Here is a 27000-nt window from a genome sequence, read left to right as displayed (position 1 = left end):
CCGGGTTGGCTGTTCGTTATAAATTAGGGCTTTGAAAGCCCAGGGTTTTCATGCCGGTTTTTACTTCGGGGCAGCTCATAAATAAATTCCAGAGCAAACCGCTCCGGTAATTCTCAATCATGTCAATAATTGGCCCTTCGTCAATCGCCAGGTCTGAACTGGCAAACCAGGTATTATCCAGGTCGAACGCGTCATAAAAACCGTAGGGTCCCCATGTTTTATCGCCCAGTTTGTAATAAAAATACCTTAAAGCCTGCATGGATTGCGCCGGCGTATAAGGTAATGAAGCGATGGCAGCAGTTGGCGCGATGGTGCCCACATCATTTGTTGGTGAACTCGCCGTATAACCGCTTTCAATATCACTTGCTGTTAAACCCCAGCAATTGGCGCCATAGCCGTAATGACCGGCCGGATTAGCAACACAATAGTTATAGTTTATGGTGGCATGCGCTTTATTCTGCACATCGTAACTGGCATAGGTGTCTGATAATCCATTAGGGTTTATACCCAAAAACGAATAGTGTGCGAAGAACAATGGACCACCTTCTGCAGGGCCCAAAGGTAAAACGGTATTGAAATAGGTGTTACCATTTTTCATGCTGCCATTGCCTGCCCAACCATTATCATAAACCCCTTTCGTTATGGGATGAGTGGTTGAGGAAGCTGCCATAACGTAAGTAATAAGGGCCTCGTCCCATCCATTGATCTGCATATTGGAAGACCAGCCATAATTGGGGCTCCAATGCCAGAAAAGGACATTCTGACCTCCGTTGGTAAACCAGTTCCAGTCAACATTATTATAAAGCGTGTTTATGTCTGTACGCAGCTGTGTTTCGGCTGCGGCGGCGCCATTAAAATATTGACGGGCGGTTAGCAGTCCTTCCATTAAATAGGCGGTTTCTACCAGGTCGGCGCCATCATCCTGGGTACTGAAAGGCACCACTGCGCCTGTGGCGCCATTCATCCAATGCGGAAATGCGCCATGAAATGTTTGTGCTTTTAATAAAAAGGCTACAATGGTTTGCAACCTTGCCAAAGCCTGTGCATGGGTAATAAACTGGCGGTTAGCGCCTGCAACCAGGGCCATAATGCCAAAGCCTGATCCTCCCGTTGTGACAATGTCGCCGGAAGTATTGCGTTCGCGGGCGAGGCCGCTTACCGGGTGGCCAAAATCATAGAAATACTTTAGTGTTTGTTTTTGTACCAAATCCAGTAACTGGTTATCAGTTAACAACGGGAATTTATTGGTGGTATCAACTGCTGTTGTTAAATTGATGGCTATTGCCGATTGCAAGGCACCACCGGCGGCAGATTTTAAAGCGGTTGAGATGTTTAGAGTGTACTGCGTAATTGATTGCAATGCCGTTGGTGTGATGACAACGGTACTGTCGTTATTTAGATAAGAGGTACTAAAGGTTACCCCTGAGCCTGCTTTATTGTTAAATGAAATGGCGCCGGCGACCGACGCATGGCTGAGCGGCGCAGAGAACGACACTTTTATTACCGGCGTATTGTTTACCCCCTGGTAGTTAAAGCCGTTGTAGGCGCCATTAACCTTTAATGCGCTAAAGCTGAGTGACGCCGGAACAGGCGTAACAGGCGTTGGCTGTTTACTTTTACTGCATCCCCACAAAACAAAAAATATTGCTGCAATTAAACAGATCTTTAAGTTTTTTATCCCCATCACTTTTAAATTAAACAAATTGTACATCATTCACAAAAAAGGCTGCCTGATCCGCCGCCTGCCTGTGGAGGCAGACGGACGGACAAACAACCTTGTAACCAAACTCAATCAATCAAATATTATCTTCCTAATTTTTCCAGGTTGTATAAAGCAGATGCTTCTGACGACGATAAGACTTTATTGTATACCCTTACCTGGTCTAATACTCCTGTTAAATAACCGGCCCATCCCTGTGCACCGGTAGCCGATGTAAGAGACGGCGTAGTTTGGAACTGTAAAGTCCCGAAAGCTATTTTGTCAGCAGCTGACCAGTTAAGCGGTGCAAATCCTGTAGCTGTATTTGTACCCGCCTGGGCTCCGTTGTAATAAACAATAACCGTAGATGAACTGTCATCGTAAGTTACTTCGATATTTACCCAGGTATTCCATGGATTGGCAACTGTATAGCCACCTTCCCATGCATCTGAACCAGAAGTACTTGTACTGTTATTAAACGCATGTACTTTTAATACCCCTGTTGTTGCAGTGCCGCCGTTATCAAAGAATATATCAAGGTTACCCCAAAAATTCTGACTATGGGCGATACTTATAAGCCCGAGCGCGCTGGTGTTTTGAGGCATTTTAACCCATAAACTAATGGTAAAGCTATGTAAAGCTTTTACGGCAGCAGGAGTATTTGATACTACATAACCGTTATCAGCACCTTGTAATCCTTTGCCGATAACACCTGTACCAAAACTTGTTCCTGTTGCAACCCCTGTAGTAGCTGATAAACTGTCTGCCAGGCTGCCGTTGAACGGCCAGTAAGCTACTAAACTGCTGGCTTCGATATCCTTGGAACTGCTGTAGCCTCCAAACGTAGGCAGCGGTTTTGTGGGCGCATACGTCTTTGGATCGAAGCTTTTCTGGCACGCCGATATGGTTAAAATTATAGCAAAGCCAGCCAGGCCCGCCATAAGTGTTTTTTTAATTGATTTCATCATTTCTTTCTTTATTAAATAAATTAATAACCAGCATTTTGGGTTAAAGTACCCGCGCTCAGATCAATTTCATTTTGAGGGATCGGCCAAACTTCATTTTTACCGGCTTTCCATCCGCGTGAACCGAAAACAGCTGTTCCACGGCCCTGGCGGATCACGTCAAAATAACGGTCAAATTCCATAGCCAGCTCAACACGGCGCTCGTTGTAAATTGCGGTGCGCAATGCACCCTGGTCTGTTGTCGTAATTTTTGGCAAAATAGCAGCGTTACCAGCCCTTGCGCGTGCCCTAACCATTTCCAAAGAAATTAAGGCCGGCCCGGCGTTACCCAGTTCGTTATTTGCTTCTGCATTCATTAACAGCACATCTGCATAACGCAAAACGATCTTATCCTGCTGACAACCTTCGTTAAAGCCAGACACATACAGGCTGAACGGCACGTATGATTTTTGGTTATACATCGGGTTATCACCTGATGCCGGGATCACATCGCCTTCTGGTGTTGTTTCGCCCCTGAAGATGATGGTTGCATCACGACGTGGGTCGCCGGTTTCATAAGCAGCCGCTAAATCGGCGCTTGGCACATTAAAGCCCCAGCCGCCACCAGTTGAACCGCGCACGCCTTGTACCTGTGAGTATTGTGAATTTGACGCACCGGGATTATTGGGGATCAGCATACACTGGATCTCGAAAATTGATTCAGAATTGTTTTTGTTGTTGGTCCTGAACATTTGTTCATAGTTCGGAAACAATGTATAACCCAGCGCAGTAACTGCATTTGTTAAGGTAACTACATCGGCCCATTTTTTCTGGTATAAAGCCGCTTTTGCATGGAGTGCCAACGCAGCGCCTTTTGTTACGTGGCCGATATCTGCGGCACCGTATGACTGAGGCAATACAGATGCAGCATCTGTCAGGTCAGCTTCAATCGCTGCCCAAACCTGCGCCTTTGCAGTACGCGGAATATTAAATTCACTTGCGGTTTTAGGCACATGCAAACGCAAAGGTACGTCGCCGAATGCCCTAACCAGCCTGAAATACGCATAGGCCCTGATAACTTTAGCTTCTGCCAGATATCTTGCCTTTAAAGAGGCATCCATATTAATGCCCGGTACATTGTCCAGTATCTGGTTGGCGAAATTGATGGTTTGGTACTCACCGGCCCAAAAATCGGCTATCTGACCCTCGCCTGAATTGGCAGTGAAAAAATGGAAATCGTTCATAAACGATGCATCCGTGGGGCTGCTGCCCTTTTCAGCATCGTCCGACCCCATGCTTTCAACAGCAATAGGGGCGAAAGCAATGTTGTTCCATGTATGCAGGTTAGCGTACATCGCATCCACGGCGGAAGTAGCATCAGCCTGCGATTGCCAAAATTGGGTTGAAGCAACCGTTCCTTTGGCGGTTACATCCAAAAAGCTTTTTTTACAGCTTTGAACTGATATAAGGGCAAGGAGTAAAATAATACCCGCGGCGCCTTTTAAATACTTTTTCATATTTGTCATCATTTATATGTTAAAATGTTAAGTTAACGCCAAAGTTATAGGTAGCATAAAGCGGGTAAACGTTGGCGTCTATTCCACGGCCCAACACATCGCCGCCAACTTCAGGATTAAATCCTTTATAGCCAAATATATTCAAGGCGTTTTGCGCGTTGGCAAATACTCTTAGTTTTTGTATCCCCAATGCTTTCAGGCCGGCAGCCGGGAAGGTATAGCCCAATTGTGCATTACGCACCCTGAAATACGCACCGCTTTCAACATAAAATGAATTTGGGGCCGCATTGGCATTCGAGCCTACGTTTACTGAAGGATAAGTATTGGAAGTACCGGCTCCGTGCCAGCGATGATCATAAAAATCCTGGGTAAAGTTCTCATTACCATAACGGTAAGCAATATTTGCATTATAAATACTCACATCAGCAACACCCTGCATATCAAGTTCAAAGTCAAATTGCTTGTAGGTAAAACTTGAATTGATGCCATAGCTGTATTTCGGATTCGGATTGCCTAAAACTACGCGGTCGCGGGTATCTATCACGCCGTCATGGTTTACATCAGCATATTGAAAATCACCGGCCTTCGCTGTTGGCTGCGCGCCTGAGGTTTGGTCTTGCTGAAATATGCCTGCCACTTTGTAGCCATAGAATTCGCCGATAGGCTCGCCAACCACGGTACGGGTTGCCAGGGCCCCATTGGCAATACCATTGCCGCCTGAATAAATAGGATTTTTACCCGACTGTACACTCAGCACTTTGTTTGTATTGATGCCAAGATTTGCGCTAACGCTATAAGAAAAACTTTTTGAAGGCTGATCTTTCCAGCTCAACACAAATTCCGCTCCGCGGTTCTGGATCTTAGCCTGGTTGCCTTCAATGTTACTGCCTGAGGTACCAACAGATGACGGGATAGGGATAGCGAAAATTGCGTTATCGGTGGTCCTGTTATAGTAGTCGGCTTCAAATGATAACCTGTTATGAAGAAACGATGCTTCGAGACCGACGTCGGTTGATTGTGCATTTTCCCAAACAGTAATTGGCGGTACAACCGTATTGATGCTGGCCCCTAAAGCAGGCGCCTGCGGATTGCCGAAAACCGCTGTCAGGTACGACGGATCGCTGGTGACCACCAGGTTTGAAAGGTTGATAGGTACATTCCTGTTACCAACTTTACCCCAGCTGCCTCTTAGTTTTAAATCGTCAAAAATATGCTGGTCTTTCATAAATTCTTCGTTGCTGATCACCCAGCCACCGCCTACCGATGGAAAATAGCCGAACACATTCGCGCCGTTTGTGCCATAGTACGGCGAAGAGCCATCCTGGCGTATCGAAGCATTCAACAGGTAACGGTCGTTAAACGAGTAGTTAACACGCGCGAAATAGGAAAGGTCGCGGATATGTGGCTGCTGTGATGGCACCACTGTTTGCAATACGTTTTTAGCTGTATCAGGGAATGATCCGGTCAGGCTGCCATTAGCCACATAAGGTACATTCTTGGCGTATCCGTGTGCATAATAGGTGGTATAATCCTGTGCTGTCATACCCACCAGGCCGGTGATTTTATGGTTGCCGATGGTTTTGTTATAGGTGAGGGTATTTTCCCAGATCCAGTTGCGCGTTTCGGTATGTTGTACATCCAGGCTGCTCGAAGTGCTTTGCTGGGCCACAGTTGCATAGTAAACCGGGCTATAGCTTCTTACTTCTGCCTGGGCAATATCCACGCCATAGCTGGTCTTAAATTTCAGATCTTTTAAAATAGACAGCTCGGCGTATACGTTACCGGTTACACGCTTGTTCCTCGATTTCTGATTAAAAAAGTCGATAGTAGCTTGTGGATTGTAATTGTTACCATCGCCTGTGTGGTAATCACCCGGGTCGCCGTACTTGCCGTCAGCATAATATACCGGCAAAGTAGGTGCGGCGCCAAATAACTCATGAAATATACCACCGTTGATATCATTGGACTCGCTTGAAAGGCCACTTAGCGTAAACCCAATTTTCAATGGTTTCACAATGGTCCAGTCATCCGAAACGTGAAAGGTGTAGCGCTGGTATTTGTTCGTTTTCACCAGGCCGTCCTGGTCAAGGTAACCAAACGATACATTGTAAACGTTGCTTTGCGAACCTCCGCCTATTGAAAGTTCATGATTGGTAACAAAGGCATTGCGTAGGATCTGGTCGTACCAGTTGGTGCCGGTTCCAAAACTTGCCGGATTGGAAAACAGCGGCGGCGTAATGCCATTATATTGATAGAGTTCATTTATGGCGGTAGCGTATTCGGTACCATTGGCCATTTTTACCAGGTTGGTAGCTTTTTGCCAACCGGCATAACCTGTATAGCTGATAACCGGTTTACCTTTGGCGCCGCGCTTGGTAGTAATAACCAAAACGCCATTGGCGCCGCGGATACCATAAATAGCGGTGCTTGATGCATCCTTTAATACCGAAACATTATCGATATCGGCAGTATTAAGGAAGCTGATATCATCATACCAGTTACCGTCAACCACATATAGCGGGCTTGAACTGCCACCGATGGTGCCTAAACCACGAATAGTAACCTGTGGCGAAGCACCCGGCGAGCCGCTGTTGATGATATTTACACCGGCAACTTTACCCTGTAAAGATGAAAGCGCGTTTTGCGAGGCTTCCTTGGCAATATCCGCACCTTTTACCGACACTACCGAACCGGTATTGTCAACTTTACGTTGTGTACCGTAACCAATCACTACAACTTGTTCAAGCAGCCTTGAAGCAGGCAATAGTTTAATGGCGATGGTTGTTTGCCCCTTCAGGGCAATATCCTGGCTTGTATATCCGAGATAAGAAACTGTTAATGTTGCGTTTAAGGGAGCCGTAATGGTGAACGCTCCGCTAACGTCGGTTTGTGTGCCGTTTGTTGTTCCTTTAACAATAACGCTTACACCAATCAGGCTTTCGCCTGTAGTGGCATCAGAAACGGTACCTTTAATGGTAGTGTTCTGTGCAAATGCAGCATTAATAAATAAGAAACAAAATAACACCAACCCTGAGATCGTAAAAATTCTCTTCATAGTGGTTAATTAAAATTTAAGAAGTTGTTTATTAAATTGGTTTTTTAATAGTCCGAAGTTGGGGAGATAATACAATTTTAACAAATAATGTTCCTCTACATTATTACATCATTAAAAAAACACTTTCTCAAACCAAAGTTTATATATTTTTAATATATTGAATATCAATTATTTATTGCAAAATATTAACTAACGTATGTACTACACCGCCATATACGGTTATACTACACGCCGGACTACCTATGAGAGGTAATGATGTAGCGTTAAAGCCCGATGAGAAACTCGGTGAGGTTTTTATCATGCTCCCGGTTTAGCTTTTTACGCAACCTGTAACTGGTCATTTTAAGAATTGCGCAGGAAAAATCCGAGGGAGGAGAATACAAAATACTATAGGCGGCGACTACCGTATTAGGAGGAATACCTGCTGGTGAATTCTTTTATCGCTGTAGTGTCCTTTGGCAGAAACTACGGTGACGGTTACAATATTATTTTCAATTCTATAAACCAGTCTATCTTTCCTATTAATATGCCTTGACCAAAATCCAGCCAAATCAAATTTCAACTGCTCGGGTTGCCCAATACCTATTTCCGGATGTTCTGACAATTCTTCAAATATTTGATTTATTCTTTTAATTGATGCCTTATCCCCAGACTAGTAATAAGTTTGCAAGTGCTTTTAGGCGTTTTTTTTGAACAACTACAGAATACTTGGCCATATATTTTTAGGATCTTCGATAGCAACTACATCTCCTCGTTTTGCCTGTTCATAGCTTTCTTTAATCCTGGCAACAAACGCTGGATTATACGGACTTTTCTCTGTCTCGAAGTCAACTTTCAAAGCCTTAGCAACAGCCTTTAAAGCTGACAATTGCTCCTTATTTTTCGGGTGCATAATCACTGTTTCCATAAAACAAATTTAACCAATAAATTTATCATTATAACTCTATCAAAAACTCCGTGAGGTTTTTATCATGCTCCAGGTTTAGCTTTTTACGCAACCTGTAACGCCTGATTTCAACCCCGCGCAATGAAATATTTAACAGGGAAGCCATTTCTTTACTGCTCATATTCATACGTAGATAAGCACAAAGTTTAAGGTCGTTAGGCACAAGGTCAGGATGGTCGGATTTAAGTTTCTTAAAGAAATTTTCGTGGGCTTCGTTAAAGCTGCTTTCAAACACGTTCCAGTCGCGCTCATCATTCATCCCCTCGTTAATTACTTTCTGTATGCGCTTTAACTGTTCTTCGGATAAGGGTTTGCCCGAACTATCTTTTAAATGAGCCATTTCCTCGCTTATTTTTTGCAAAAGCTCATTTTTATACACCAGGTTCATCGCAGAATTTGCCAGCTCCCTGCTTTTGCTGGCCAGGTCGGCCTGTAATTTTTCATTTTTGATCTTTACGATCTGCTGCTCATTAGCAATAGCTTCCTGCTTTACAAACTCTTCCTTTTCGCGGTGAAGTTTTTCGTGGATCTCGTCCTGGTGTTTTTTTAAATTTAAATGATAATAATACCGGAATACATAAAACGCGACGATCAATAAAAGCACGTAAATAAACATGGCAATATTTGTTTCGTACCAGGGCGGCAATATAGTAAAGGTGTAAACGGTTTCCGGCGAAACATTCTCGTCGTTTATTTTAGCGCGAACACTGAATTTGTAAACGCCGTGACCAAGGTTGGTAAATTCTTTCTGACTTTGCGTTGTCCAATCGCTCCATTGCCTCGAATAACCATCCAGAAAATATTGGTATTTAATTTTAGCCTGGCGATAATAGGGTAATGCGTAGGATATGCGGATATTATTCTGAGCAAAAGGGATCTCAATGTCGGCAGGACTGTTGGTATTTGTATTTTCGCTGATCACCGAAATTTTATCGGTTATATTTTCAACTTTCCTGATCAATACCAGGGGCAGTTTTATTTTATCAGCCAGTAATGCATCATCGTCATTTAAAATAACAAAGCCATCGTCAATACTAATAAGGTAAATGGAGTTATTGATAAGGTTGATGTTTTCGTAATGCTGCACCATTTGCCCGTTTAAGGAGCTGAAGCGGTTTGAATCGATGGTGAGTTTCCCCGGGATGGATAAATCGGCCAGCGCTACACGGCCATGGTTAATAAACCAATATTTTTTACCTATTGCCGAAATTATTTTGTTAGAAGACGCAAAAGTACCCAGCATTTTATTGAGCTGCTGGTATTTATAAAACTTGTCGCTGATGTCATCATACCTGCAAAAGCCCGAATCTGACGAAAACACGATCTGGTTATCCAGGTTAAATACATTTACATTGTAACTATCGGGGAGGCCTGAGCGCCTGTCGTAATATTTCTGGGAAACAACTTTTTTCAGGTCGTTACTGAGTACAATTTTATAGATCCCCTTATAGGCATGGCCTACCCATATCTGCCCTTTACTATCTGTTTCAACGTACCTTGACGGTTCGATAAATCCCTCTACCCTGTGATCAAATACCCAGTTGCCGCTATTGTCCTTTTTGTAAATAGCCAACCCGGTATAAGTACCCTGGATCAGCAAGTGATCATTTAACTTTTTGATGGTCCAGCCACCGTTCACCGCTGATATTTTGGAGATACTGCCGCCATTTACCTGGTAGGTGCCATCATTATGGCCGCAAAGCAGGCGACCATCCTGCAGTGAGAGGTCCCAAACCTGGCCCTGGGAACCGGGGATCAATTTAAAATCAAAAGATTGCAGCAGTTGATTATTCCCGCCGGGGAGCCAGTCGCTATAAAACAGCCCCTGGTTTGTACCCAGGTATATTTTATTGTTAAAAATAATGCTGGAGTACACTGTTCCGAAACGACCGGTTTTATCAAAATAAAAATACAGGGGTGAATTTACTTCGATACGGTCGATACCATTATCCAAACCGGCCCAAAGGTTCTGCTCGTTATCGGTATATAAACTTAAAACAGTATTGTTTTGCAACCCGCTGGATTTATTGACATGCTGCACCACGTTGCCTGCGGTGTCAATAATTACAATTCCGTTCAATATCGTGCCGAACGCAAAATATTTGCCGGGGATAACCGCGCCGTTATTTAACTGGTAGGTCTTCAGGAAATCATTCGCCTGGTTGTTCCACGAAGTAATTTTATTACCGTCATAAACAAACAACCCATTTTTTGCCGTGCCGATGAGATATTTATTACCACGAAAAGGCAGAATAGTAAGGATCCCGGTATTACCCAGCACATTGCTCCCGTTTACGTATACCAACTGGTTGTTTTGAAGTTCGAAAAGGCCGGCATCAACCTGTTCAACAAAATAACGGCTGCCGATCTTAAACAGAAACAGAAAAGGTTTGTGGGCCCTTACAATCGTGATTTTCCCTTTTGAATAAATGTAAATAGAACCAAACGACTGAAATATCACCTTATCTCCATCTACATAAATTTTCCAGATCTCTTCGTTTGGGATATTCGACTTCTGAGCAAGGCTAATTAGCGAATGGTATTTTAAAAAGCCCTGTTTATTATTTTCCCAAAAGCCAAATTCGCCAAAACCACCAACATAAACTTTCCCCTTTCCGTCTGCAGCAGCCGAGCGGACAATAAGCCCGTTGGGCATACGGTAAAGCTGCCAGTATTTACCATCAAATGCCAGTAAACCTTCGGCATTGCCGAAATACATGATACCATGCTCATCCCGCGTTACCGACCAGTTTTGATTACCGCTCTGGTATTGTGCCTTAGTATAATTTTGCACGTAAGGAACGCCAATGTTTTTGATGTCGGCTGCGTTGGCCTGCACAAGGCAACACGATAAAAAAATCAAAAGTAAGACGGAGCGGTTAAACATTGGCTGAAAAACAAAAATGCGATGCAAATTATTGCATCTCTGCGAAAATACGTTGTTAAAAGTAATAATTAAGATGGTTTTGAAACGCAAGAAATAAATTACTCTTTTATATCGCTCTTAGCGCTGGCTAATATGTAGTCGATTTGCTTTTTGTAAAGCGGGTAAAGTGCTTTTATTGATGGGACTGCTTTAAATAGTACGGCCTTGCAATTTTTTGAGGCTAAATCGTGGTAATGATTATTGACAAAGCCCCATTCAACACTGTCGAGCAATGCTTTATCTACGGAGATTTTCTTGAGCGTATAACCGGGATACTTTTCAAAGATTCTTTCAAATACGTAAGAAATCTCTTCGTTTGCCGACCCCAGATTACGCCTGACAAATTTAATGTATTGATCTACCGCATAAGTGCCATCACTTTTTAGGCAAATAATTCCAAATATTTTTAACACAGAATCATGGAATGTATTATCGTCACTTTCGCCCCTCATTGAAATGTCAAGTTCATGATTTGCCTCGCACTCCTCGAAAATTTTAAGAGCCGCAAAAAATTGGGCTGAGTCAATTTGCGTTTTGGTTGAATAGGATAATAGTTGCTTTAGCTTTTGGTCGCTTGTTTGCGCAAACAGGCTACCTCCCAATAGAAAACAGAAAGCGGCGGCTAATAGCGTTCTCATAATAAGTTTTTGGGCCAAACTACTCATTAAGCATCTGAGTAACAATTTTCCTTTTTTTATCAACATTTACCGGCTGCGGCACCTTTACATAATACCCTGTACCGTCATATTCCCTTTTGCGCGGGTGTGCCTTGCAGGCATCGCTGCAGCAGCCTTCCATTTTGTCGCCGCATTCATCGCATTGGGTAAAGTGTTCGTTGCACTCGGGGTTAGCGCAGTTGATCATTTTATGGGTGATTTTGCCGCAATTAAAACAGGTGGATATCACTACCGGGTTAACGTGGTTCACATCCACCGAAAGCCGGTTATCAAAAACATAGCACTTCCCCTCAAAATCCTCGCCGCCGGCTTCCTTACCATATTTGATGATGCCGCCATGCAACTGGTAAACATCTTTAAAACCTTCGTGCAACAGCAATGCCGAAGCTTTTTCGCATTTGATGCCGCCGGTGCAATAGGTTAATATTTTTTTGTCCTTGTATTGGGCCAGTTCATTTATTTTTTCCGGAAAATCCCTGAAATTGTCAATATCAAGCGTAATGGCATTTTTAAACCGGCCTAAATTGTGCTCGTAATTGGAGCGCACATCCAGGATCACCACATCTTCATCATCTTTCATCGCCAAAAAATCTTTCGGATCAAGGTGTTTGCCTGTTTGTAATTGGGGATTGATGATATTAGGATCGCGGAGGCCGGAGTGAACGATCTCCGATTTATAACGCACATGCATTTTGATGAACGAAGGCTCCTCCACTTCATCAACCTTAAAATCAATACCTGCAAAGCGCGGGTCGGCATGCAGCGTATCCATGTAAGTTTTGCAGGATTCAGCAGAACCTGAAACAGTACCGTTCAAACCTTCTTCGGCAACGATAATGCGGCCGGTTAAACCTAAATTTTTACAGAATTTTAAATGATCGGTCGCATACTGCTCCGCATCTGCTATTGTTGAGTAACAATAGTACAGTAGTGTATTATACTTTGCCATAAAATCATTGATACTGCTTCAAACAGTGTTAAATGAGGCGCAAATATAGTGATTTGGTTGATTAAGTTGAATAGTTAGATGAAGTTGATTGGGTTGGTTGTTCAATTACCCACTCAATTAACTTAATCCACCACTCACTAAACATCTACTTCAAGCCATAAAATATCCTGAAACCCTGCAGGTATTTTTTATTACCCTGGTAAGCTACGCCATAGTCGGCGCCAAATTGTAAGCGTTTGATGCCAAAATAGAATTCTGAATAATAAGGATTGTTCTTTTCGGTAAGATAATTAGCGCCGACAATTTCTTCTAATTTAAGTCTTCGTAAAAAAGGCACATTGTCAAATATCGCGCCGCCGAAATTATGCTGGAAATGAAACTCAAGAAAAGGATCTTTGGTGCTGAACGTATAAAACGGCAAAAAATGGAAGCTCCCTACATAAGTTGGATCTGACGATGTTCCCTCATTGCCTATAAAATGGTTGTAATCCATAAAGTATAGATTCCGGTTGTTAAAAAACGCACCGGCTTTAATTTTAAATGCCGAATGCCCCAGCAAACCAACCGCAAGGCGTTCATCAGTGATATCAATGGCAACAAAATCGTAATTAACATCCGAACCCAGTACGTTATTTATTCCTTTCCGGTAATTAACGGTAATTACCGGGTAATCCGATGGCAAATAAACCTTACCGGTTGGCCGGGTAATATATTGCTGATCGAAAGTAAACCTTAATGACGTATTAAAAGTAAGCGCCTGGTTTTCGGGAAATAATATGGAATGGTCGTCCTGCGGGGCATCCGGCGCTAAAGGATTGTTTGAAGTATACCGCAGATGCGAATACGTAAAAATATGGTTGAAGGAGGTATTGTATAGCTGTGTCCGGTCGGCATACGATAAATTGGCCGTCCACAAAATACCGTTTGTGAGTTCGCGCTGGTATCCGAAATTTGCAAATACCGAACGATAATACTTTACAAAGTTCTGTTCGCTGATAAGGGTACTTAACGTATTAAAATAAAGTGAACGGGTGCCCAAAGTGTTCAGGTCGGGCACATCACTGCCAAAATCTACAAAAAACTTGCCGACATTATCAGGGTCATATGTATAACTTGAATGAATATTTGCGCTGAACATTTTGTCAGCAGTTCCGTATCGAAGGGCTGGCGACACACTGAACGACCGGTTATCCTCAAATGTTTTTGTAAAACTGCCTTTCAAATTAATCCCCCACCCCTCAACCGTGTTGTAATAAACTGTTTGCAATAACGGGAAAACGAAAAGCGAATCCTTATGATTTTTATAGGTGGCCAGGTAGCCATCTACCAGGTAAGGTAATAAGGCAAACTTATTCTCATCACGCTGAATTGAATCCTGGTAGGTTTTTGACTCCTGCAATTTGGCAATACTATCGCGTGTTTTATAATTTTTTACTTCAGGGGATGTTAAAGGTACCGGGCGTTTATCCGCCCAAAATGCTGCACTTCTTTTGTTTGCTTCGGTATCCACGTGCAAAATTTCACCGTTAAAATAGTTTTCCTTAAATACGGTATCTATTTTGTAATTATTGTTTATGCCCAGGTAATAACCGCTAAACCTTAAGCCGTTAACATTCCCGTTGTAACTGTATTGAAACGACAAGGGCTCCCAGGTGTTTCCAACAGGGATGTATTGCTGGGTAACCCTTAAGGTATCAACAAAATTGAGGTTATTTAGTGCTTTGGTTAAATACAGATCAACCCCATAAATCCTCCAGTCACCCTCAATAATATAAATACTTCCGGTAAATGACAAGGCTTTGCCAATGCGGGTTTGCACCTGGATTTTATCTATCTGTTTTCCGTCTTCCGATATCGTGCCTAATAATTTAAACTTATAATATTTAAAAGCGTAGGTACTTACCGGTGAAACAAAACCATGGGTGCTAAGGCCATTGATGTAAAACAGGTTTTTATAAAAATTTACCTGCAGGTCCGACGCTTTATTATAGCCAAAAGGCGGGTTTGAACCCGATACCTTTGAAGCGGCGAAGATCTCTTTTACTTCATCCTTCTGTTTAAAACTATAGGTTGATAGTGATTCCGACTGGTAAGCTATTCCTTTTCCGCTGGTATCGAGGCCAAGCAGCTTTGCCATCCCCTTATCTAAAAGCGTTTTTGGCACAGTAATGATTTTTTTACGCCTTTAACGTATATGGCGCATTGGTATGACTTAACTTCATTAAGATAAAATTTTCGTTTATCGACCACATGGTGCATAATATCATACGCCGGGTCGTTTTTATTTGTTTCCTTCGATATAACCGGTTTTAATTCAAATGGTTCAGCGGTCAGTTGCACATTATGTTCAACGTGCCCGGCAGAAATACTAATCCTTTCAACATCCTCTTTAAAGCCAACAACCCGGTAAACAATATCATAAGTGCCTGGCCTGAGCTTAAACATATAATCGCCATTTTCATTGGCGGTGGTACCATAAGTTGAATTTTTGATATAAACAGAGGCAAACGGAATGGGTAGATTCCGACCACCGGTTATATGACCCGACAATGCAAATTGTTGTGCAAAGCAATTAAAAGTGGAGAGGGCTAAAACAGCGAAGAGTATGGTTTTTTTCATAGTGTTAACATTAAATAAATATTGGCGGTAAAATGTTTGATAGAATGCGATTTATATGATCTTTAATTTTATTTACTCCGGCCGGATAATCTTTAATTATTAATTTTGCCCCTCTAAAATCTACAATATGTATAACACACTAAAGCCGGTTTTGCAGCAGGAGCTTGCTGATATTGAAACCGCAGGTTTATATAAACGGGAAAGAATAATTACATCGCCACAGGGCGCCGACATTACTGTACAGGGCGGCCAGCATGTCATCAACTTTTGTGCAAACAATTACCTTGGCCTGTCCAGCCATCCAAAGGTTATCGCGGCAGCAAAAGAAGCATTGGACACCCATGGCTATGGTTTATCATCAGTTCGTTTTATTTGCGGCACACAGGATATTCATAAAGAACTTGAAAAAAAGATCGCTGAATTTTTAGGGACAGAAGATACAATACTGTACGCCGCTGCCTTTGATGCCAACGGCGGTGTTTTTGAGCCCTTGTTTAACGAGCAGGACGCCATTATTTCGGACGAGCTAAATCACGCGTCTATTATTGACGGTGTGCGCCTGTGCAAAGCACAACGCCAGCGTTATAAACATGATGACATGGCCGACCTGGAAGAAAAACTGAAAGCAACAGTTAGCTGCCGCCACCGCATTATTGTTACCGACGGCGCTTTTAGTATGGACGGCACCGTTGCCCAACTGGACAAAATTTGCGCTTTAGCCGAACAATATAATGCACTGGTAATGATTGACGAGAGCCATTGTTCCGGCTTTATGGGCAAAACTGGCCGTGGCACGCATGAGCACCATAATGTGATGGGGAAAATTGATATTATTACCGGTACTTTGGGCAAAGCCCTGGGTGGCGCATCCGGCGGTTTTACATCCGGCCGTAAAGAGATCATTGATATGCTGCGCCAGCGTTCGCGCCCGTACTTATTTTCAAACACCCTTGCGCCCTCCATCACCGGGGCTTCGATAGCGGTGTTGAACATGCTGAGCGAAACTACCGACCTGCGCGATAAACTAGAAACCAATACGCAGTATTTCCGCAAAAAGATAACCGAGGCCGGTTTTGATATTAAACCGGGCGTACATCCTATTGTACCGGTGATGTTGTACGATGCAAAACTTGCCCAGGAATTTGCGGCCAAAATGCTGGAAGAAGGCATTTATGTAATCGGTTTTTACTACCCGGTAGTTCCGCAAGGGAAAGCACGGATCAGGGTGCAGATTTCGGCAGCGCATAATACGGAGCATTTGGATAAAGCTATCGCAGCGTTTACCAAGGTGGGAAAAGAACTGGGGGTGATTAAATAGTTACGTATAAATTATTTATATTTGCACGTATAAATTAATGTGATATGGCAACGACAAAACTCACCCTAAGTGTAGATGAAGATACCATAAATTTAGCAAAGCATCTGGCGTCTGAAAATAACACCAGTGTATCCAGGCTATTTAAAAGGCTTATCAATGAATTTCCAAAAAAGGAAAATCCAACCGATCCCATATTGGAAAAATACAAGAATGTAGAAATACCTGGATGGATAAAAGATCTTTCAATAAAAACAAAAATTGATTTGCCAGCAAACGTGGATTATAAAGACTTGAAATATGAATACTTAAAGGAAAAGTATGGTCTTTAAGCGTTTATTTGCCGATAGCGATGTTCTATTGGACTTACTTTTAAATCGAGATCCTTTTCATTTTTATTCGGAGATCTTGATCATGGAATGTTTCAAAAATGATATTGTGCTTAACACGTCGGCATTGATCATTGCAAACATTTATTATTTGTTATCCAGGCAGATCGGTGCAAAGGCCAGCAGAAAAAAAATAGCTGACTTAATAAAGGCAGTAAAAATTCTGCCCCTTGAAGGTGACATCGTGGATATAGCATTAGCAAGCGATTTCCCGGATTTTGAAGACGCAATGCAATTTTTCATCGCCGAGCGCTATCATTGTGACGCCATCATCACTCGTAATATTAAAGACTACAAACATTCAACCATACCGGTTTTAACAGCCGAACAATTTTTAAGAAAATTATAAATGCAAGATAAAATAGACCAATATACCAAAGAGATCAACGCTTTTTTAGCAGCTAATGCCGAAGAACTGGAAACCTTCCGCATTAAATTTTTAGGGACCAAAGGCGTTATAAAAGATCTTTTTGAACAGTTTAAAACTGTCGGCACTGAAGAAAAACGTACGTTCGGGAAAGTTTTAAACCAGTTTAAACAGCTGGCTGAAGCAAAATACAATGAAGTTAAGGAAACTTTTGACTCAGGACTGAAGACTGAAGACTTAGGACTTGACCTTACGCTTCCCGGAGATGGATTTAACACCGGCTCCCGTCATCCCTTATCCCTGGTAAGAATTGAGATCATTGATATTTTTAAAAGGTTAGGCTTCGTAGTGGCCGAAGGGCCCGAAATTGAAGACGACTGGCATAATTTCTCTGCCTTAAACTTCCCTGAAGAACATCCGGCAAGAGATATGCAGGATACTTTCTTTATTAAAAAGAACAGCGGCAAGGATGATATCGCGCTGCGCACCCATACTTCATCGGTACAGGTACGGATGATGGAAAACGGCAAACCGCCGTTCCGGGCTATTATGCCGGGCAGGGTTTACCGCAACGAGGCCATTTCGGCCCGGGCGCATTGCTTTTTTCACCAGGTGGAAGGTTTGTATATTGATGAAAACGTATCGTTCGCAGATTTGAAACAAACCCTTTATCATTTTGTGCAGGAACTTTACGGGGCTGATTTTAAAGTACGCTTCAGGCCATCTTATTTCCCTTTTACTGAGCCATCGGCCGAAATGGATATCTCCTGCACTATTTGTAAGGGCGCAGGTTGCAACATGTGCAAATACACCGGCTGGGTGGAGATATTGGGTTGTGGTATGGTTGACCCCAACGTTTTGGAGAACTGCAATATCGACAGCAAAAAATACACCGGCTTCGCTTTCGGTATGGGGATAGAAAGAATTGCCAACTTAAAATATGTGATACGCGATCTGCGTTTATTCTCTGAGAACGATGTTCGCTTTCTGAAGCAATTTAAAACTGAGATCATATGAGGAAATGGATCCTGCTGTCCGCTATCGCAATAAGCTGCCTTTCGTGTGTAAAAAGCGGGGGCGTTATACCAAACGTTGCCGTAAATTTCCAGGCGGCAACCACCGACCCGCGCTTCAGCGCGCTGAATGTTCCCGGCGGCGCGGTGCTGGTAAATGGCTATGGCGTGGCCGGGCTGATTTTGTACCGCGAAGCAGATGGCAGTTACGCCGCTTACGATCGCTGCAGCACCGTAGATCCTTCAAAACTTTGCGCCGTTACCCTTGATGCCGGAAACTTTACCGTTACCGACCCCTGTAGCGGCGGCAAATGGGCCCTATCCAGCGGAAACCCGGTTAAAGCGCCGGCGGTAACCTCGCTCAAAGCCTACAGCATTGAGGTAAGTAACTTTGAGATATTTGTTTCGAATTGAATTGATGAATAGTGAGTGGTGAGTAGTGAGTGGTGAGTAGTTGGTTATTTGCCACGCATTGTTCACAACTTACCCCAGCCCTCACCATTCACAACTCGCAAACTCACCCCTCACTACTCACCATTCACAACGCACCATTCACAACTCACCGCTCACCCCTTACTATTCTCATTAAATTTTAGATATTTGTATCCAATTGATACATGGAAGCTGACAAAATAAAAGAAAGTATAAAGCGGGCCGCGCAGGAACTGTTTCGCAAATTTGGTTATCATAAAACCAGTGTTAACGAAATTGCCAGGAAAGCAAAAATTGCTAAAGCCACTATTTATAAGTATTTCGAGAGTAAAGAGGATGTTTTGCACTCCCTCCTGATGGACTACATTAAGGTAAGTGTTAACGACCTGATCCACAGCAATACCCACGAGGATGATGAGGAGGCGCATTTAAATACCCTGATCATGAAAACCTGCCGCCTCAGTTACACCGTGTGCAATGAGTTTATCGGCTGGGATTTCATCCGCGAATCGGCCAATTCGCAGGCTTTTCTTAAAAACTTATCCAACGAACTGGAGGAAATGCTGGTAAATGCGTTCAGCCAGTTAAGCGGACTGCGCAAACAGGAAAATTATTTAAAGCGGCTGCACTTTTTAATTAAATGCAGCAAAAGTATCGTGTTCAGCTTTGCATTTACCTCGGTGAGTGATTCGGATGTGCGCAAAAACTTTGTTTCTTTTCAGAAAGACATCTTGCCTTATTTGGTGAAGGCTGCGATAACGATATGATTTCTTTATTTCGGATTTCGGAATTTCGATTTCGGATTTGTTTATTTTCAATGAGATCAAAAACGCCCGGCCGTTTCGGCTATATTAATAGTAAACCAATGTTGCTGGTTTATCCAATTCAGCATAAGTAAAAATATCATATATAGCCCTCGAAAGCAGTATCTTAATCGCCGAGGCTTCTTTAAAACCGCTCATATCATATTTGTAAATCAACTTATTGCCTGTATGATTTAATGAAAATCCTAAACCTTTAAATTTATTTAACGGCCCTATCTCGTCATCGTCAGCATCATCACCAAAAAAATAATCGACGTTGAGTACATTTTTCACACTAAGAGAAATCTCGAGTATATTGTCGGCTGATAATTCAAATGTAAAACTCAAATTATCTTTCGCGCCAAGATATAGGACGAAGCCCACGTTTGTTTTTTCCAAAAGATTGAACAGCGCATCATCTATTTTCTGGTCATCATAAAAAGGCTCACTTTTCCGCTCATTTAGTTTTTCCAATTTGTCGATGTACTCTTTAATCAATTTTTCATAGTAAGAATCGGCTGGTAAATAGAGTTCCATTTTATCTCTTTTTTTAAAGATTTCAATACTTCTTTCCAATTCAAGTTTTTCATCATAAAATGGATCCTTTAGTTTTTTGAGGATTCGTAGTTCGCCGTTTAATTTAAATAGAGCTTTTGAATGATAATGCGCGTGCAAATATTCCCACTCCTGTGTATTGTCTTTGATACATGTCTTCAGAAATTGCTTTTCCGCTTCAAGTAGTTCGATAAGTGAGTCCAGGTCTGATTTCATTGGAATATAGTTAGGCTAAGTTACTTAGAAAATTATTAAATCAGAGATCGACGCACTGAAAATCAGGAATCAAAACCGGACAATTCAGGTTCCTTATTTTCTAATTTTCCCTTTCAGCCAATTCCCAATAAATGCCCCTATCGCCCCTGCAAACGCTCCAACCAAACTAAATAATGCGTCGAACAAAATAAATTTGGCCATTGCACTCGTATCCGTTCTCCCTTTATAACCTGCATAAATATATACCAGGAATAAAAAGTACCCGAATATGGCTCCGTTGATGATACCGTCCCTGCGGTTTTTGCCGGTATAACCAATAATCAACGCGACGATAGCCCAGGGAAATACATTATACCAGCCATATATCAAATAAAAAGTAGCCAAACCCGTAAGTATCCCCCAAAGCCTGCAAGTAGTTTTTTCATCGTTGTTTCCGTTCTAAATCATGTAAATCCTGTTTAAATCAAATAAATCGTGTTATTTTTCACTAATTATTTTGAAATCAAAGATATAATAATTTACTTTGACAAACAAAGTACTTTTAAGTGGAAGAAAAACAAATACAGGACGATCTGGCCTCCATCCGCAGCCTGATGGAGCGATCCTCAAAATTTATATCCCTTAGCGGGTTGTCGGGGATACTGGCAGGGATTTATGCATTAATTGGTGCAGGGGTAGCGTATTATGAATTATACATCGGGATAGGAAGGCACCATTTTAACCCGCATTTTCGGATTGTTGAGAATATAGAAGATTCGTTCCTATTGTTTACTTTATTGCTAATTGCACTTGCAGTTTTATTGGCCTCTCTTTTAACCGGCTTTATTTTAACCGCCCGCAAGGCCAAAAAGAAAGGTCAGCCAATCTGGGGCAATACCAGCAGGGCTTTGATCTTTAACATGGCATTACCATTGGTAAGCGGAGGCTTGCTGATCCTGATTTTGCTATTCCGCAACTATTATGGCATCGTTTCTCCGGCATCGTTGATTTTTTACGGGCTGGCTTTGGTTGGGGCGAGCAACTTTACTTACAAAGATGTGCGTTACCTGGGTATTTGTGAAATAGCTTTGGGTTTAATTGCCGCTTGTTTACCCGGCTACGGTTTGTTATTTTGGGCGATTGGTTTTGGTGTGCTGCATATTATATACGGCAGCATGATGTACTTTAAATACGACAGGTGAAAGTCCCCTTTGAAAAATTAGATAAAGCTTTTGAGAACCGCTTAAGGCTGCAGATCATGAGCGTGCTGATGGTAAACGACCGGTACGACTTTAACTCGTTAAAGGAACTGCTGGATACCACCGACGGTAACCTGGCATCGCACCTGAAAGGGCTGGAGAAAGAGGAATATATCCTGGTGCATAAAACATTCCTGGGCCGGAAGCCTAACACCACTTACGCCGCTACCGAAAAAGGAAAAACGGCCTTTAAACAGCACCTGGATGCGTTGGAGAAATTAATTAAACAACAAAAATCAAATTGATATGGAAACCAAACCACTTATTACCCTTTTAAGGTACGCCGCTGTTTGCGGTAATATCGTATTCGTATTATGGATCTTGTTCAACGCCATGGACGAAGGCTTCCGGGGCACCCTGCCGGAGAAACTATCCGCCATCGGGCTGATTGGGCTATTAGCCGTAAACAGTCTCCTCTTGCTCAAAAAATCGACCCAAAACAATTAAAAAATTAATCACCGATCAACTTATTTTTTTATCCATATACTTTGAAATACAAAGTACTTTTAATAAATCAAAATCATGATAGAACAATCAGAACCAGCACTACAACCAAAACAAAGTACCTGGGCCCAGGATTCCATTTTAATTAAGTTAGGCGTTATTACCATAATTATCCTGCTTTTGCTGATCCCATCGGCCTGGATCCAAAGCCTGGTAACCGACCGCGAAGGCTACCAGCAGGAAAACCTGAAGAATGTTGCCGACAAATGGGCCGGCAGCCAACTGGTGCAGGGCCCTGTTATGGCGCTGCCCTACCGAAAATTGGTTACCGAAAACAATAGCGCGGGCAAACCGGTTACGCACGAAGTAACCAAAACCTTATATATTTTGCCGCAAACGCTTAACATGAAAGCAGGTATTCAAACAGAGCAATACAGCAGCGGGATTTATGACGCTATTGTTTACAACTCAAATGTAAACGTAACAGGCAGTTTTAATCAACCCGATTTAAGTGAATTAAGTATCGACCCTGCTACTGTTCAATACGATAAAGCCAAACTGATATTCAGTATTTCGGACCTGAAAGGGTTAAAGAATAACCCGGTGGTAAGCATCCAGGGGCAGAACTATACGCCCGAACCATCTGAAAACGAAAATATGCCCATTACTAACGGCCTGCAGGTAAATTTTCCGCTGCAAAAGGAACACGGTTTTAATTTCAGTTACCAGCTCGACCTTAAAGGCAGCAATACGCTTAACTTCCTCGATATTGGTAAAACAACCGGTGTGGAAGTTTACAGCACCTGGAAGCACCCGGATTTTAACGGGCGTTACCTGCCGGATACCCGCACCGTTAACGATAAAGGGCTAAATGCAAAATGGCAGATGCTTTACTACAACCGCCCGTTCCCGCAACAGTGGACCGATGGCGACTCGGTATTAACCAATAAAAAAGCCCTGGCTGATGCCGTTATAGGCGTTAAGCTCCAGCTGCCTATTGACCAGTACCGCAAAATTTTGCGCACCACTAAATACTCAACGCTTATCATCCTGCTCACCTTTGTTTCACTGTTTCTTGCCGAAATGATCAAAAAGGAGCGCATTCACTTATTCAACTATACTTTAATCGGCGCGGCTATGGTGGTGTATTATACCCTGCTGTTGTCGTTTGCCGAACAGATCGGGTATAATTACGCCTATCTGTTGTCGTCGCTCTCTACCATCGGGCTGATAGCAATTTTCACCTCATCGCTGCTAAAGAACAGGAAGGTGGCGCTGCTATTTGCTTTTATACTTACCGTGTTTTATGGCTTCATATTTATTATCATACAATTGGAGGAGCTTTCCCTGCTGTTTGGAAGTGTTGCCCTGTTCATTATCATCGCAACACTGATGTATTTCTCCCGAAAAATCAACTGGTATAAACACTAAGAGGCCTCACCCCAACCCCTCTCCAAAGGAGAGGGGCTTCATTAAATATTTTTTAGTCCTCTCCTTTGGAGAGGATTCAGGTGAGGCCTTTAAACAATTTTAAATTACATGAAAAACTACATCACTATACTGCTGATCCTTGCGATCATCACCTGCCTGAAACTGAGAAGCACCGGGAATTATAAATATGCTTTAAGCGAAGACCGCAACCTCTATATAGAAGTTTACAGGTCGGGTTTAACCGGGAATATGGCCTCGGAATACCTGACCGATTCTGCAAACTTCAGGGTGTTCCTGGGAACTTACAACAGCAAAAAGGCATCCATCCAATGCAAACTTAGTGGCGATCGGATCACCGTCGAAAAGAAGTTGAATGATGCAAATACCCCTGAAATAATTGAAAGAAAAATTTACAACCTGAATGACTTAATAAGGCGGCGAAATTATAATTGATCATTCAGGGCAATTCAACTTTTTATAAAATCCAATTAAATGCTTACACACGTTATCAAATACAGCTTGAAGATATGGTTAACCAGCGTTTTTGCGGCGCCAATACTATTTTATATTTCCCTGATTTGCTGGGTGAGCACCTATCGATCAAATGCAGTGGCTTTATTCCCATGGGCGTTTTTAATTTATATTGGGATGGTGTTCGCTCAATTGGTGTTTTCGCTTTTAATATGGATAATTTTTACCGGGGTGATCCTGGCTGTAATAAGAATTCCCACTACGGGAATCACTAAGACTATAATTATTTTCGTAACTGGCCTTTTGTTAACCGCGGGACCTTTCGTTGCGGTAATAATATTACTTGATTTTAACAATGAAGATTCAGGTTTGGCCTATACATTAATGGCATGCAATTGCGCCTGCGTTGGTTTTGGCGTTTGGTTTTACAAGTTGAAACTACTGCAGCCAAATCCTCCACCTCAAAACTTCGAAATTATTTAACAAAAATTTCACAATACCATTTTGGTTTTTGGTATATTTTTATCGTTATTTGTATATATAAAAGCATTTACCTCATGAGCCGTGAATTAATTGAGTTTTCAGACATGATAGAGGAGCAGTTTGATATTGGCGAAATTGAAGAAATTGAACCGGATGATTTTTGGACATCCGTTGTGAATATGTTCATTTAGCACTATATTTTAAACGTTCTGCCGCGTTGATCGCACAACATGATCAACCGCAGTGATTTTGCGCGCTCAAAAATTCAACGTTCTAAACTTAGCAGTATGTGAGGACACATACTGCGGGGATGACGACACATACTTCGGGGAGGGAACCTCTAAAACCTCTCCAACAATGCAACCTTACAACCTTTCAACTTTTCAACCTTACAACAATTCCATCTTACAACATTCCAACAAATAACTAACTTTGCGCGCTTATGAACCAGCTAGCAAAACAGCGTTTTTTTGAAGACATCACGATCATCGACATCGCCGAAGAAGGCAAGGGCGTAGCCAAATCAGACGATTTCGTCATATTCGTAGATAAGGGAGTGCCCGGGGATATTGCCGATGTGGAAGTTTACCGCCGCAAAAAAAACTTTGGCGAAGGCAAAATTACCGAGCTCAAAAAACCGTCCGAATACCGCACCGAAGCATTCTGCGAACATTTTGGCACCTGCGGCGGCTGCAAATGGCAGCATATGACCTATGCCGCACAATTAAAATTCAAGCAAAAATCAGTTGCTGATGCATTAACCAGGATTGCGAAAATTGAGGTAGATAGGATGACGCCCATTGTGCCCTCCCCTGCTGATAAATACTACCGCAACAAACTGGAATACACTTTTAGCAACAAACGCTGGCTGACTGACGGCGAAAACCGCACCGATGAGGCATTAAATATGAATGCCCTGGGATTCCATATACCGGGCCGCTTTGATAAGATCCTTGATATTAACCATTGCTGGCTGCAGGCCGAGCCTTCCAATAGCCTGCGAAACAGGATACGGGATTTTGTAATAGCGCATGACTACAGGTTTTACGACCTGAAGGCACACAGCGGCACCTTACGCAACCTGATCATCCGTACGTCATCAACGGGCGAAACAATGGTTATCGTAGTTTTTGCTTTTGCTGATGAACAGGAAATCAAACAACTGATGGGCTTTATCAACGGGGAATTCCCTGAAATAACTTCCCTGCTGTATATCATCAATCAAAAAAAGAATGATACCATTTTTGACCAGGACGTGATTGCCTATAAAGGGCCGGAGTTTATTTACGAGGAGATGGAAGGTATTAAATTCCGGATCGGGCCAAAGTCATTTTATCAAACCAACTCCATCCAGGCACTAAAACTATACGAAATTACCCGCGATTTTGCAGGCTTTAAAGGCGATGAACTGGTTTATGACTTGTACACCGGCGCAGGTACCATCGCCAACTTTATTGCCCGCAGCGTAAAGGAAGTGGTGGGTATTGAATATGTGCCTTCGGCGATAGAAGACGCCAAGATCAATTCGGCCATCAATAACATCAGCAATACCAAATTTTTTGCCGGCGACATGAAAGATGTACTGGCGGCTGATTTTGTAGCCGAACATGGTAAACCGGATGTCATCATTACCGATCCGCCTCGTGCAGGCATGCACCCGGATGTAGTAACCCGGTTGATGGAAATTGAGGCCGAAAAAATAGTATACGTAAGCTGCAATGCCGCCACCCAGGCCCGCGATCTGCTGGTATTGAAGGAGAAATACGATACGGTTAAAATTCAGCCGGTTGATATGTTCCCACATACACAACACGTGGAGAATGTTATTTTGCTGGTGTTAAGGAGTTGATGGAATTTAGTCCATGGCAGAAAAAAAATAAAAATCGGTGCAATCACAAAATATATCAGTGTAATCACAAAATATAATCGGTGCAATCACAAAATATAATCGGTGTAACTGAGCGTAGCGAACTCATGAACGCCATTAAAAAAACAAACAAGTGTGAATAATCACAAAAACATGGAACCGGAAGAACTTTTAAACGAAAACAGGAATAGCGAAGACCCCAAAAAGGATAGTCCGTTATTGAGCCTGGAGCGAGACCTTAAATTTTTTCATGAGTCCGTACGCGAGGTAGCTATAGAGATCATGGTTGAGGGATTATCCAATTACCCCATATTTATTGCTCACCAGCACGAATTGAGTTTAGGCGAACTGATCCTCGACCGCCACGATTTGAATACAGAATGGAGTATCCATGCTTCCACGCTGGAAGAGTTTGTGGAAAAAGGAGTGATCAAACAGGTACTAAAGGAACGTTTTATTCAATCCTACAAAAACCCGAATGATTTTATGTGCGTTTTTGTAGTGGTGCCTGAGGGTGCAAACTTTATCTATTACCCATATCCGAAATAAATTTGTTGTAATGTTTTTTTGTTGGAATGTTGTAAAGTTGTAAGGTTGAAAGGTTAATTTTACCTTTACAAAGTGACAGGAACTTTACAACATTC

27 protein-coding genes are annotated in these 27000 nt (G+C 42.5%); 14 read left to right on the top strand and 13 right to left on the bottom strand.

Annotation, left to right across the window (positions count from 1 at the left end; translation table 11 throughout):
- Positions 1-16: 16 nt before the first annotated feature.
- The 11 genes from MgSA37_RS07230 to MgSA37_RS07180 form a co-directional block, all read right to left on the bottom strand.
- Positions 17-1684: a glucoamylase family protein gene (locus tag MgSA37_RS07230; RefSeq protein WP_096357322.1), complete on the bottom strand. Its 1668-nt coding sequence runs from the start codon at positions 1682-1684 to the stop codon at positions 17-19.
- A 119-nt stretch (positions 1685-1803) separates the two neighbouring features.
- Positions 1804-2667 carry a LamG domain-containing protein gene (locus MgSA37_RS07225; RefSeq protein WP_232010802.1) on the bottom strand — a complete coding sequence of 288 codons (864 nt, stop codon included), beginning with the start codon at positions 2665-2667 and terminating at the stop codon, positions 1804-1806.
- A gap of 20 nt (positions 2668-2687) precedes the next feature.
- Complete coding sequence (locus MgSA37_RS07220) at positions 2688-4160, bottom strand: RagB/SusD family nutrient uptake outer membrane protein (protein ID WP_232010801.1); 1473 nt, start codon at positions 4158-4160, stop codon at positions 2688-2690.
- Between the two features lie 19 nt (positions 4161-4179).
- A complete protein-coding gene (locus MgSA37_RS07215; RefSeq protein WP_096350812.1) occupies positions 4180-7215 on the bottom strand; it encodes a SusC/RagA family TonB-linked outer membrane protein in 3036 nt (1011 codons plus the stop codon).
- 400 nt (positions 7216-7615) lie between these two features.
- Positions 7616-7819 (bottom strand): type II toxin-antitoxin system YoeB family toxin, encoded by a 204-nt coding sequence (locus MgSA37_RS07210; protein WP_221199410.1) that lies wholly within the window; start codon positions 7817-7819, stop codon positions 7616-7618.
- Between the two features lie 93 nt (positions 7820-7912).
- The gene (locus tag MgSA37_RS07205) at positions 7913-8122 is read right to left on the bottom strand and encodes a DUF2683 family protein (RefSeq protein WP_096350807.1); all 210 of its coding nucleotides are present in this window, start codon (positions 8120-8122) and stop codon (positions 7913-7915) included.
- Between the two features lie 28 nt (positions 8123-8150).
- On the bottom strand, positions 8151-11000 hold the full coding sequence (locus tag MgSA37_RS07200; protein WP_232010799.1) for a triple tyrosine motif-containing protein: 2850 nt from the start codon (positions 10998-11000) through the stop codon (positions 8151-8153).
- Between the two features lie 146 nt (positions 11001-11146).
- Positions 11147-11752 carry a hypothetical protein gene (locus MgSA37_RS07195; protein WP_096350803.1) on the bottom strand — a complete coding sequence of 202 codons (606 nt, stop codon included), beginning with the start codon at positions 11750-11752 and terminating at the stop codon, positions 11147-11149.
- A complete protein-coding gene (gene trhO, locus MgSA37_RS07190) occupies positions 11745-12713 on the bottom strand; it encodes an oxygen-dependent tRNA uridine(34) hydroxylase TrhO (RefSeq protein WP_096350802.1) in 969 nt (322 codons plus the stop codon). Before trhO ends, MgSA37_RS07195 begins: the two co-directional genes overlap by 8 nt.
- Positions 12714-12858: 145 nt before the next feature.
- Positions 12859-14877: a DUF5686 family protein gene (locus MgSA37_RS07185; RefSeq protein WP_157750483.1), complete on the bottom strand. Its 2019-nt coding sequence runs from the start codon at positions 14875-14877 to the stop codon at positions 12859-12861.
- Positions 14859-15332 (bottom strand): carboxypeptidase-like regulatory domain-containing protein, encoded by a 474-nt coding sequence (locus MgSA37_RS07180; protein WP_096350798.1) that lies wholly within the window; start codon positions 15330-15332, stop codon positions 14859-14861. The genes MgSA37_RS07185 and MgSA37_RS07180 overlap by 19 nt, the downstream gene beginning before the upstream one ends.
- Positions 15333-15459: 127 nt before the next feature.
- Between MgSA37_RS07180 and kbl the strand changes: the two genes are divergently transcribed.
- The 6 genes from kbl to MgSA37_RS07150 all read left to right on the top strand — a co-directional run bounded on the left by kbl (position 15460) and on the right by MgSA37_RS07150 (position 19615).
- Complete coding sequence (gene kbl / locus MgSA37_RS07175; RefSeq protein WP_096350797.1) at positions 15460-16650, top strand: glycine C-acetyltransferase; 1191 nt, start codon at positions 15460-15462, stop codon at positions 16648-16650.
- Positions 16651-16694: 44 nt separating this feature from the next.
- Positions 16695-16979 (top strand): DUF6364 family protein, encoded by a 285-nt coding sequence (locus MgSA37_RS07170; RefSeq protein ID WP_096350795.1) that lies wholly within the window; start codon positions 16695-16697, stop codon positions 16977-16979.
- A complete protein-coding gene (locus tag MgSA37_RS07165) occupies positions 16969-17385 on the top strand; it encodes a PIN domain-containing protein (RefSeq protein ID WP_096350793.1) in 417 nt (138 codons plus the stop codon). The genes MgSA37_RS07170 and MgSA37_RS07165 overlap by 11 nt, the downstream gene beginning before the upstream one ends.
- Entirely contained in the window at positions 17386-18420 is a 1035-nt protein-coding gene (pheS, locus tag MgSA37_RS07160; RefSeq protein WP_096350791.1) for a phenylalanine--tRNA ligase subunit alpha, read from the top strand.
- A complete protein-coding gene (locus MgSA37_RS07155) occupies positions 18417-18830 on the top strand; it encodes a Rieske (2Fe-2S) protein (protein ID WP_096350790.1) in 414 nt (137 codons plus the stop codon). The genes pheS and MgSA37_RS07155 overlap by 4 nt, the downstream gene beginning before the upstream one ends.
- Before the next feature lie 203 nt (positions 18831-19033).
- The gene (locus MgSA37_RS07150) at positions 19034-19615 is read left to right on the top strand and encodes a TetR/AcrR family transcriptional regulator (RefSeq protein ID WP_096350788.1); all 582 of its coding nucleotides are present in this window, start codon (positions 19034-19036) and stop codon (positions 19613-19615) included.
- An 84-nt stretch (positions 19616-19699) separates the two neighbouring features.
- Here the strand turns inward: MgSA37_RS07150 and MgSA37_RS07145 are convergent, their stop codons facing one another.
- Both MgSA37_RS07145 and MgSA37_RS07140 read right to left on the bottom strand, forming a co-directional pair.
- Positions 19700-20422 (bottom strand): hypothetical protein, encoded by a 723-nt coding sequence (locus MgSA37_RS07145; protein ID WP_096350786.1) that lies wholly within the window; start codon positions 20420-20422, stop codon positions 19700-19702.
- A 93-nt stretch (positions 20423-20515) separates the two neighbouring features.
- Positions 20516-20806, bottom strand: a complete 291-nt coding sequence (locus MgSA37_RS07140; RefSeq protein ID WP_096350783.1) for a hypothetical protein — start codon at positions 20804-20806, stop codon at positions 20516-20518.
- Between the two features lie 161 nt (positions 20807-20967).
- Between MgSA37_RS07140 and MgSA37_RS07135 the strand changes: the two genes are divergently transcribed.
- The 8 genes from MgSA37_RS07135 (at position 20968) to MgSA37_RS07095 (ending at position 26905) form a co-directional block, all read left to right on the top strand.
- The gene (locus tag MgSA37_RS07135; RefSeq protein WP_096350781.1) at positions 20968-21603 is read left to right on the top strand and encodes a hypothetical protein; all 636 of its coding nucleotides are present in this window, start codon (positions 20968-20970) and stop codon (positions 21601-21603) included.
- A complete protein-coding gene (locus tag MgSA37_RS07130) occupies positions 21600-21905 on the top strand; it encodes a winged helix-turn-helix domain-containing protein (RefSeq protein ID WP_096350779.1) in 306 nt (101 codons plus the stop codon). The genes MgSA37_RS07135 and MgSA37_RS07130 overlap by 4 nt, the downstream gene beginning before the upstream one ends.
- 1 nt (position 21906) lies before the next feature.
- The gene (locus MgSA37_RS07125) at positions 21907-22107 is read left to right on the top strand and encodes a hypothetical protein (protein WP_096350777.1); all 201 of its coding nucleotides are present in this window, start codon (positions 21907-21909) and stop codon (positions 22105-22107) included.
- 75 nt (positions 22108-22182) lie between these two features.
- Positions 22183-23535 (top strand): cell envelope integrity protein CreD, encoded by a 1353-nt coding sequence (gene creD / locus MgSA37_RS07120; protein ID WP_096350775.1) that lies wholly within the window; start codon positions 22183-22185, stop codon positions 23533-23535.
- 108 nt (positions 23536-23643) lie between these two features.
- Positions 23644-23988 (top strand): hypothetical protein, encoded by a 345-nt coding sequence (locus MgSA37_RS07115; protein ID WP_096350773.1) that lies wholly within the window; start codon positions 23644-23646, stop codon positions 23986-23988.
- 407 nt (positions 23989-24395) lie between these two features.
- A complete protein-coding gene (locus tag MgSA37_RS07105) occupies positions 24396-24680 on the top strand; it encodes a hypothetical protein (protein WP_096350769.1) in 285 nt (94 codons plus the stop codon).
- Positions 24681-24931: 251 nt separating this feature from the next.
- Entirely contained in the window at positions 24932-26338 is a 1407-nt protein-coding gene (gene rlmD, locus MgSA37_RS07100) for a 23S rRNA (uracil(1939)-C(5))-methyltransferase RlmD (RefSeq protein ID WP_096350767.1), read from the top strand.
- Between the two features lie 171 nt (positions 26339-26509).
- A complete protein-coding gene (locus tag MgSA37_RS07095; protein WP_096350765.1) occupies positions 26510-26905 on the top strand; it encodes a hypothetical protein in 396 nt (131 codons plus the stop codon).
- Positions 26906-27000 lie beyond the last annotated feature (95 nt).

The sequence above is a fragment of the Mucilaginibacter gotjawali genome (assembly GCF_002355435.1).
Classification (GTDB): domain Bacteria; phylum Bacteroidota; class Bacteroidia; order Sphingobacteriales; family Sphingobacteriaceae; genus Mucilaginibacter; species Mucilaginibacter gotjawali.
This window is presented reverse-complemented; position numbering and strand designations above follow the sequence as displayed.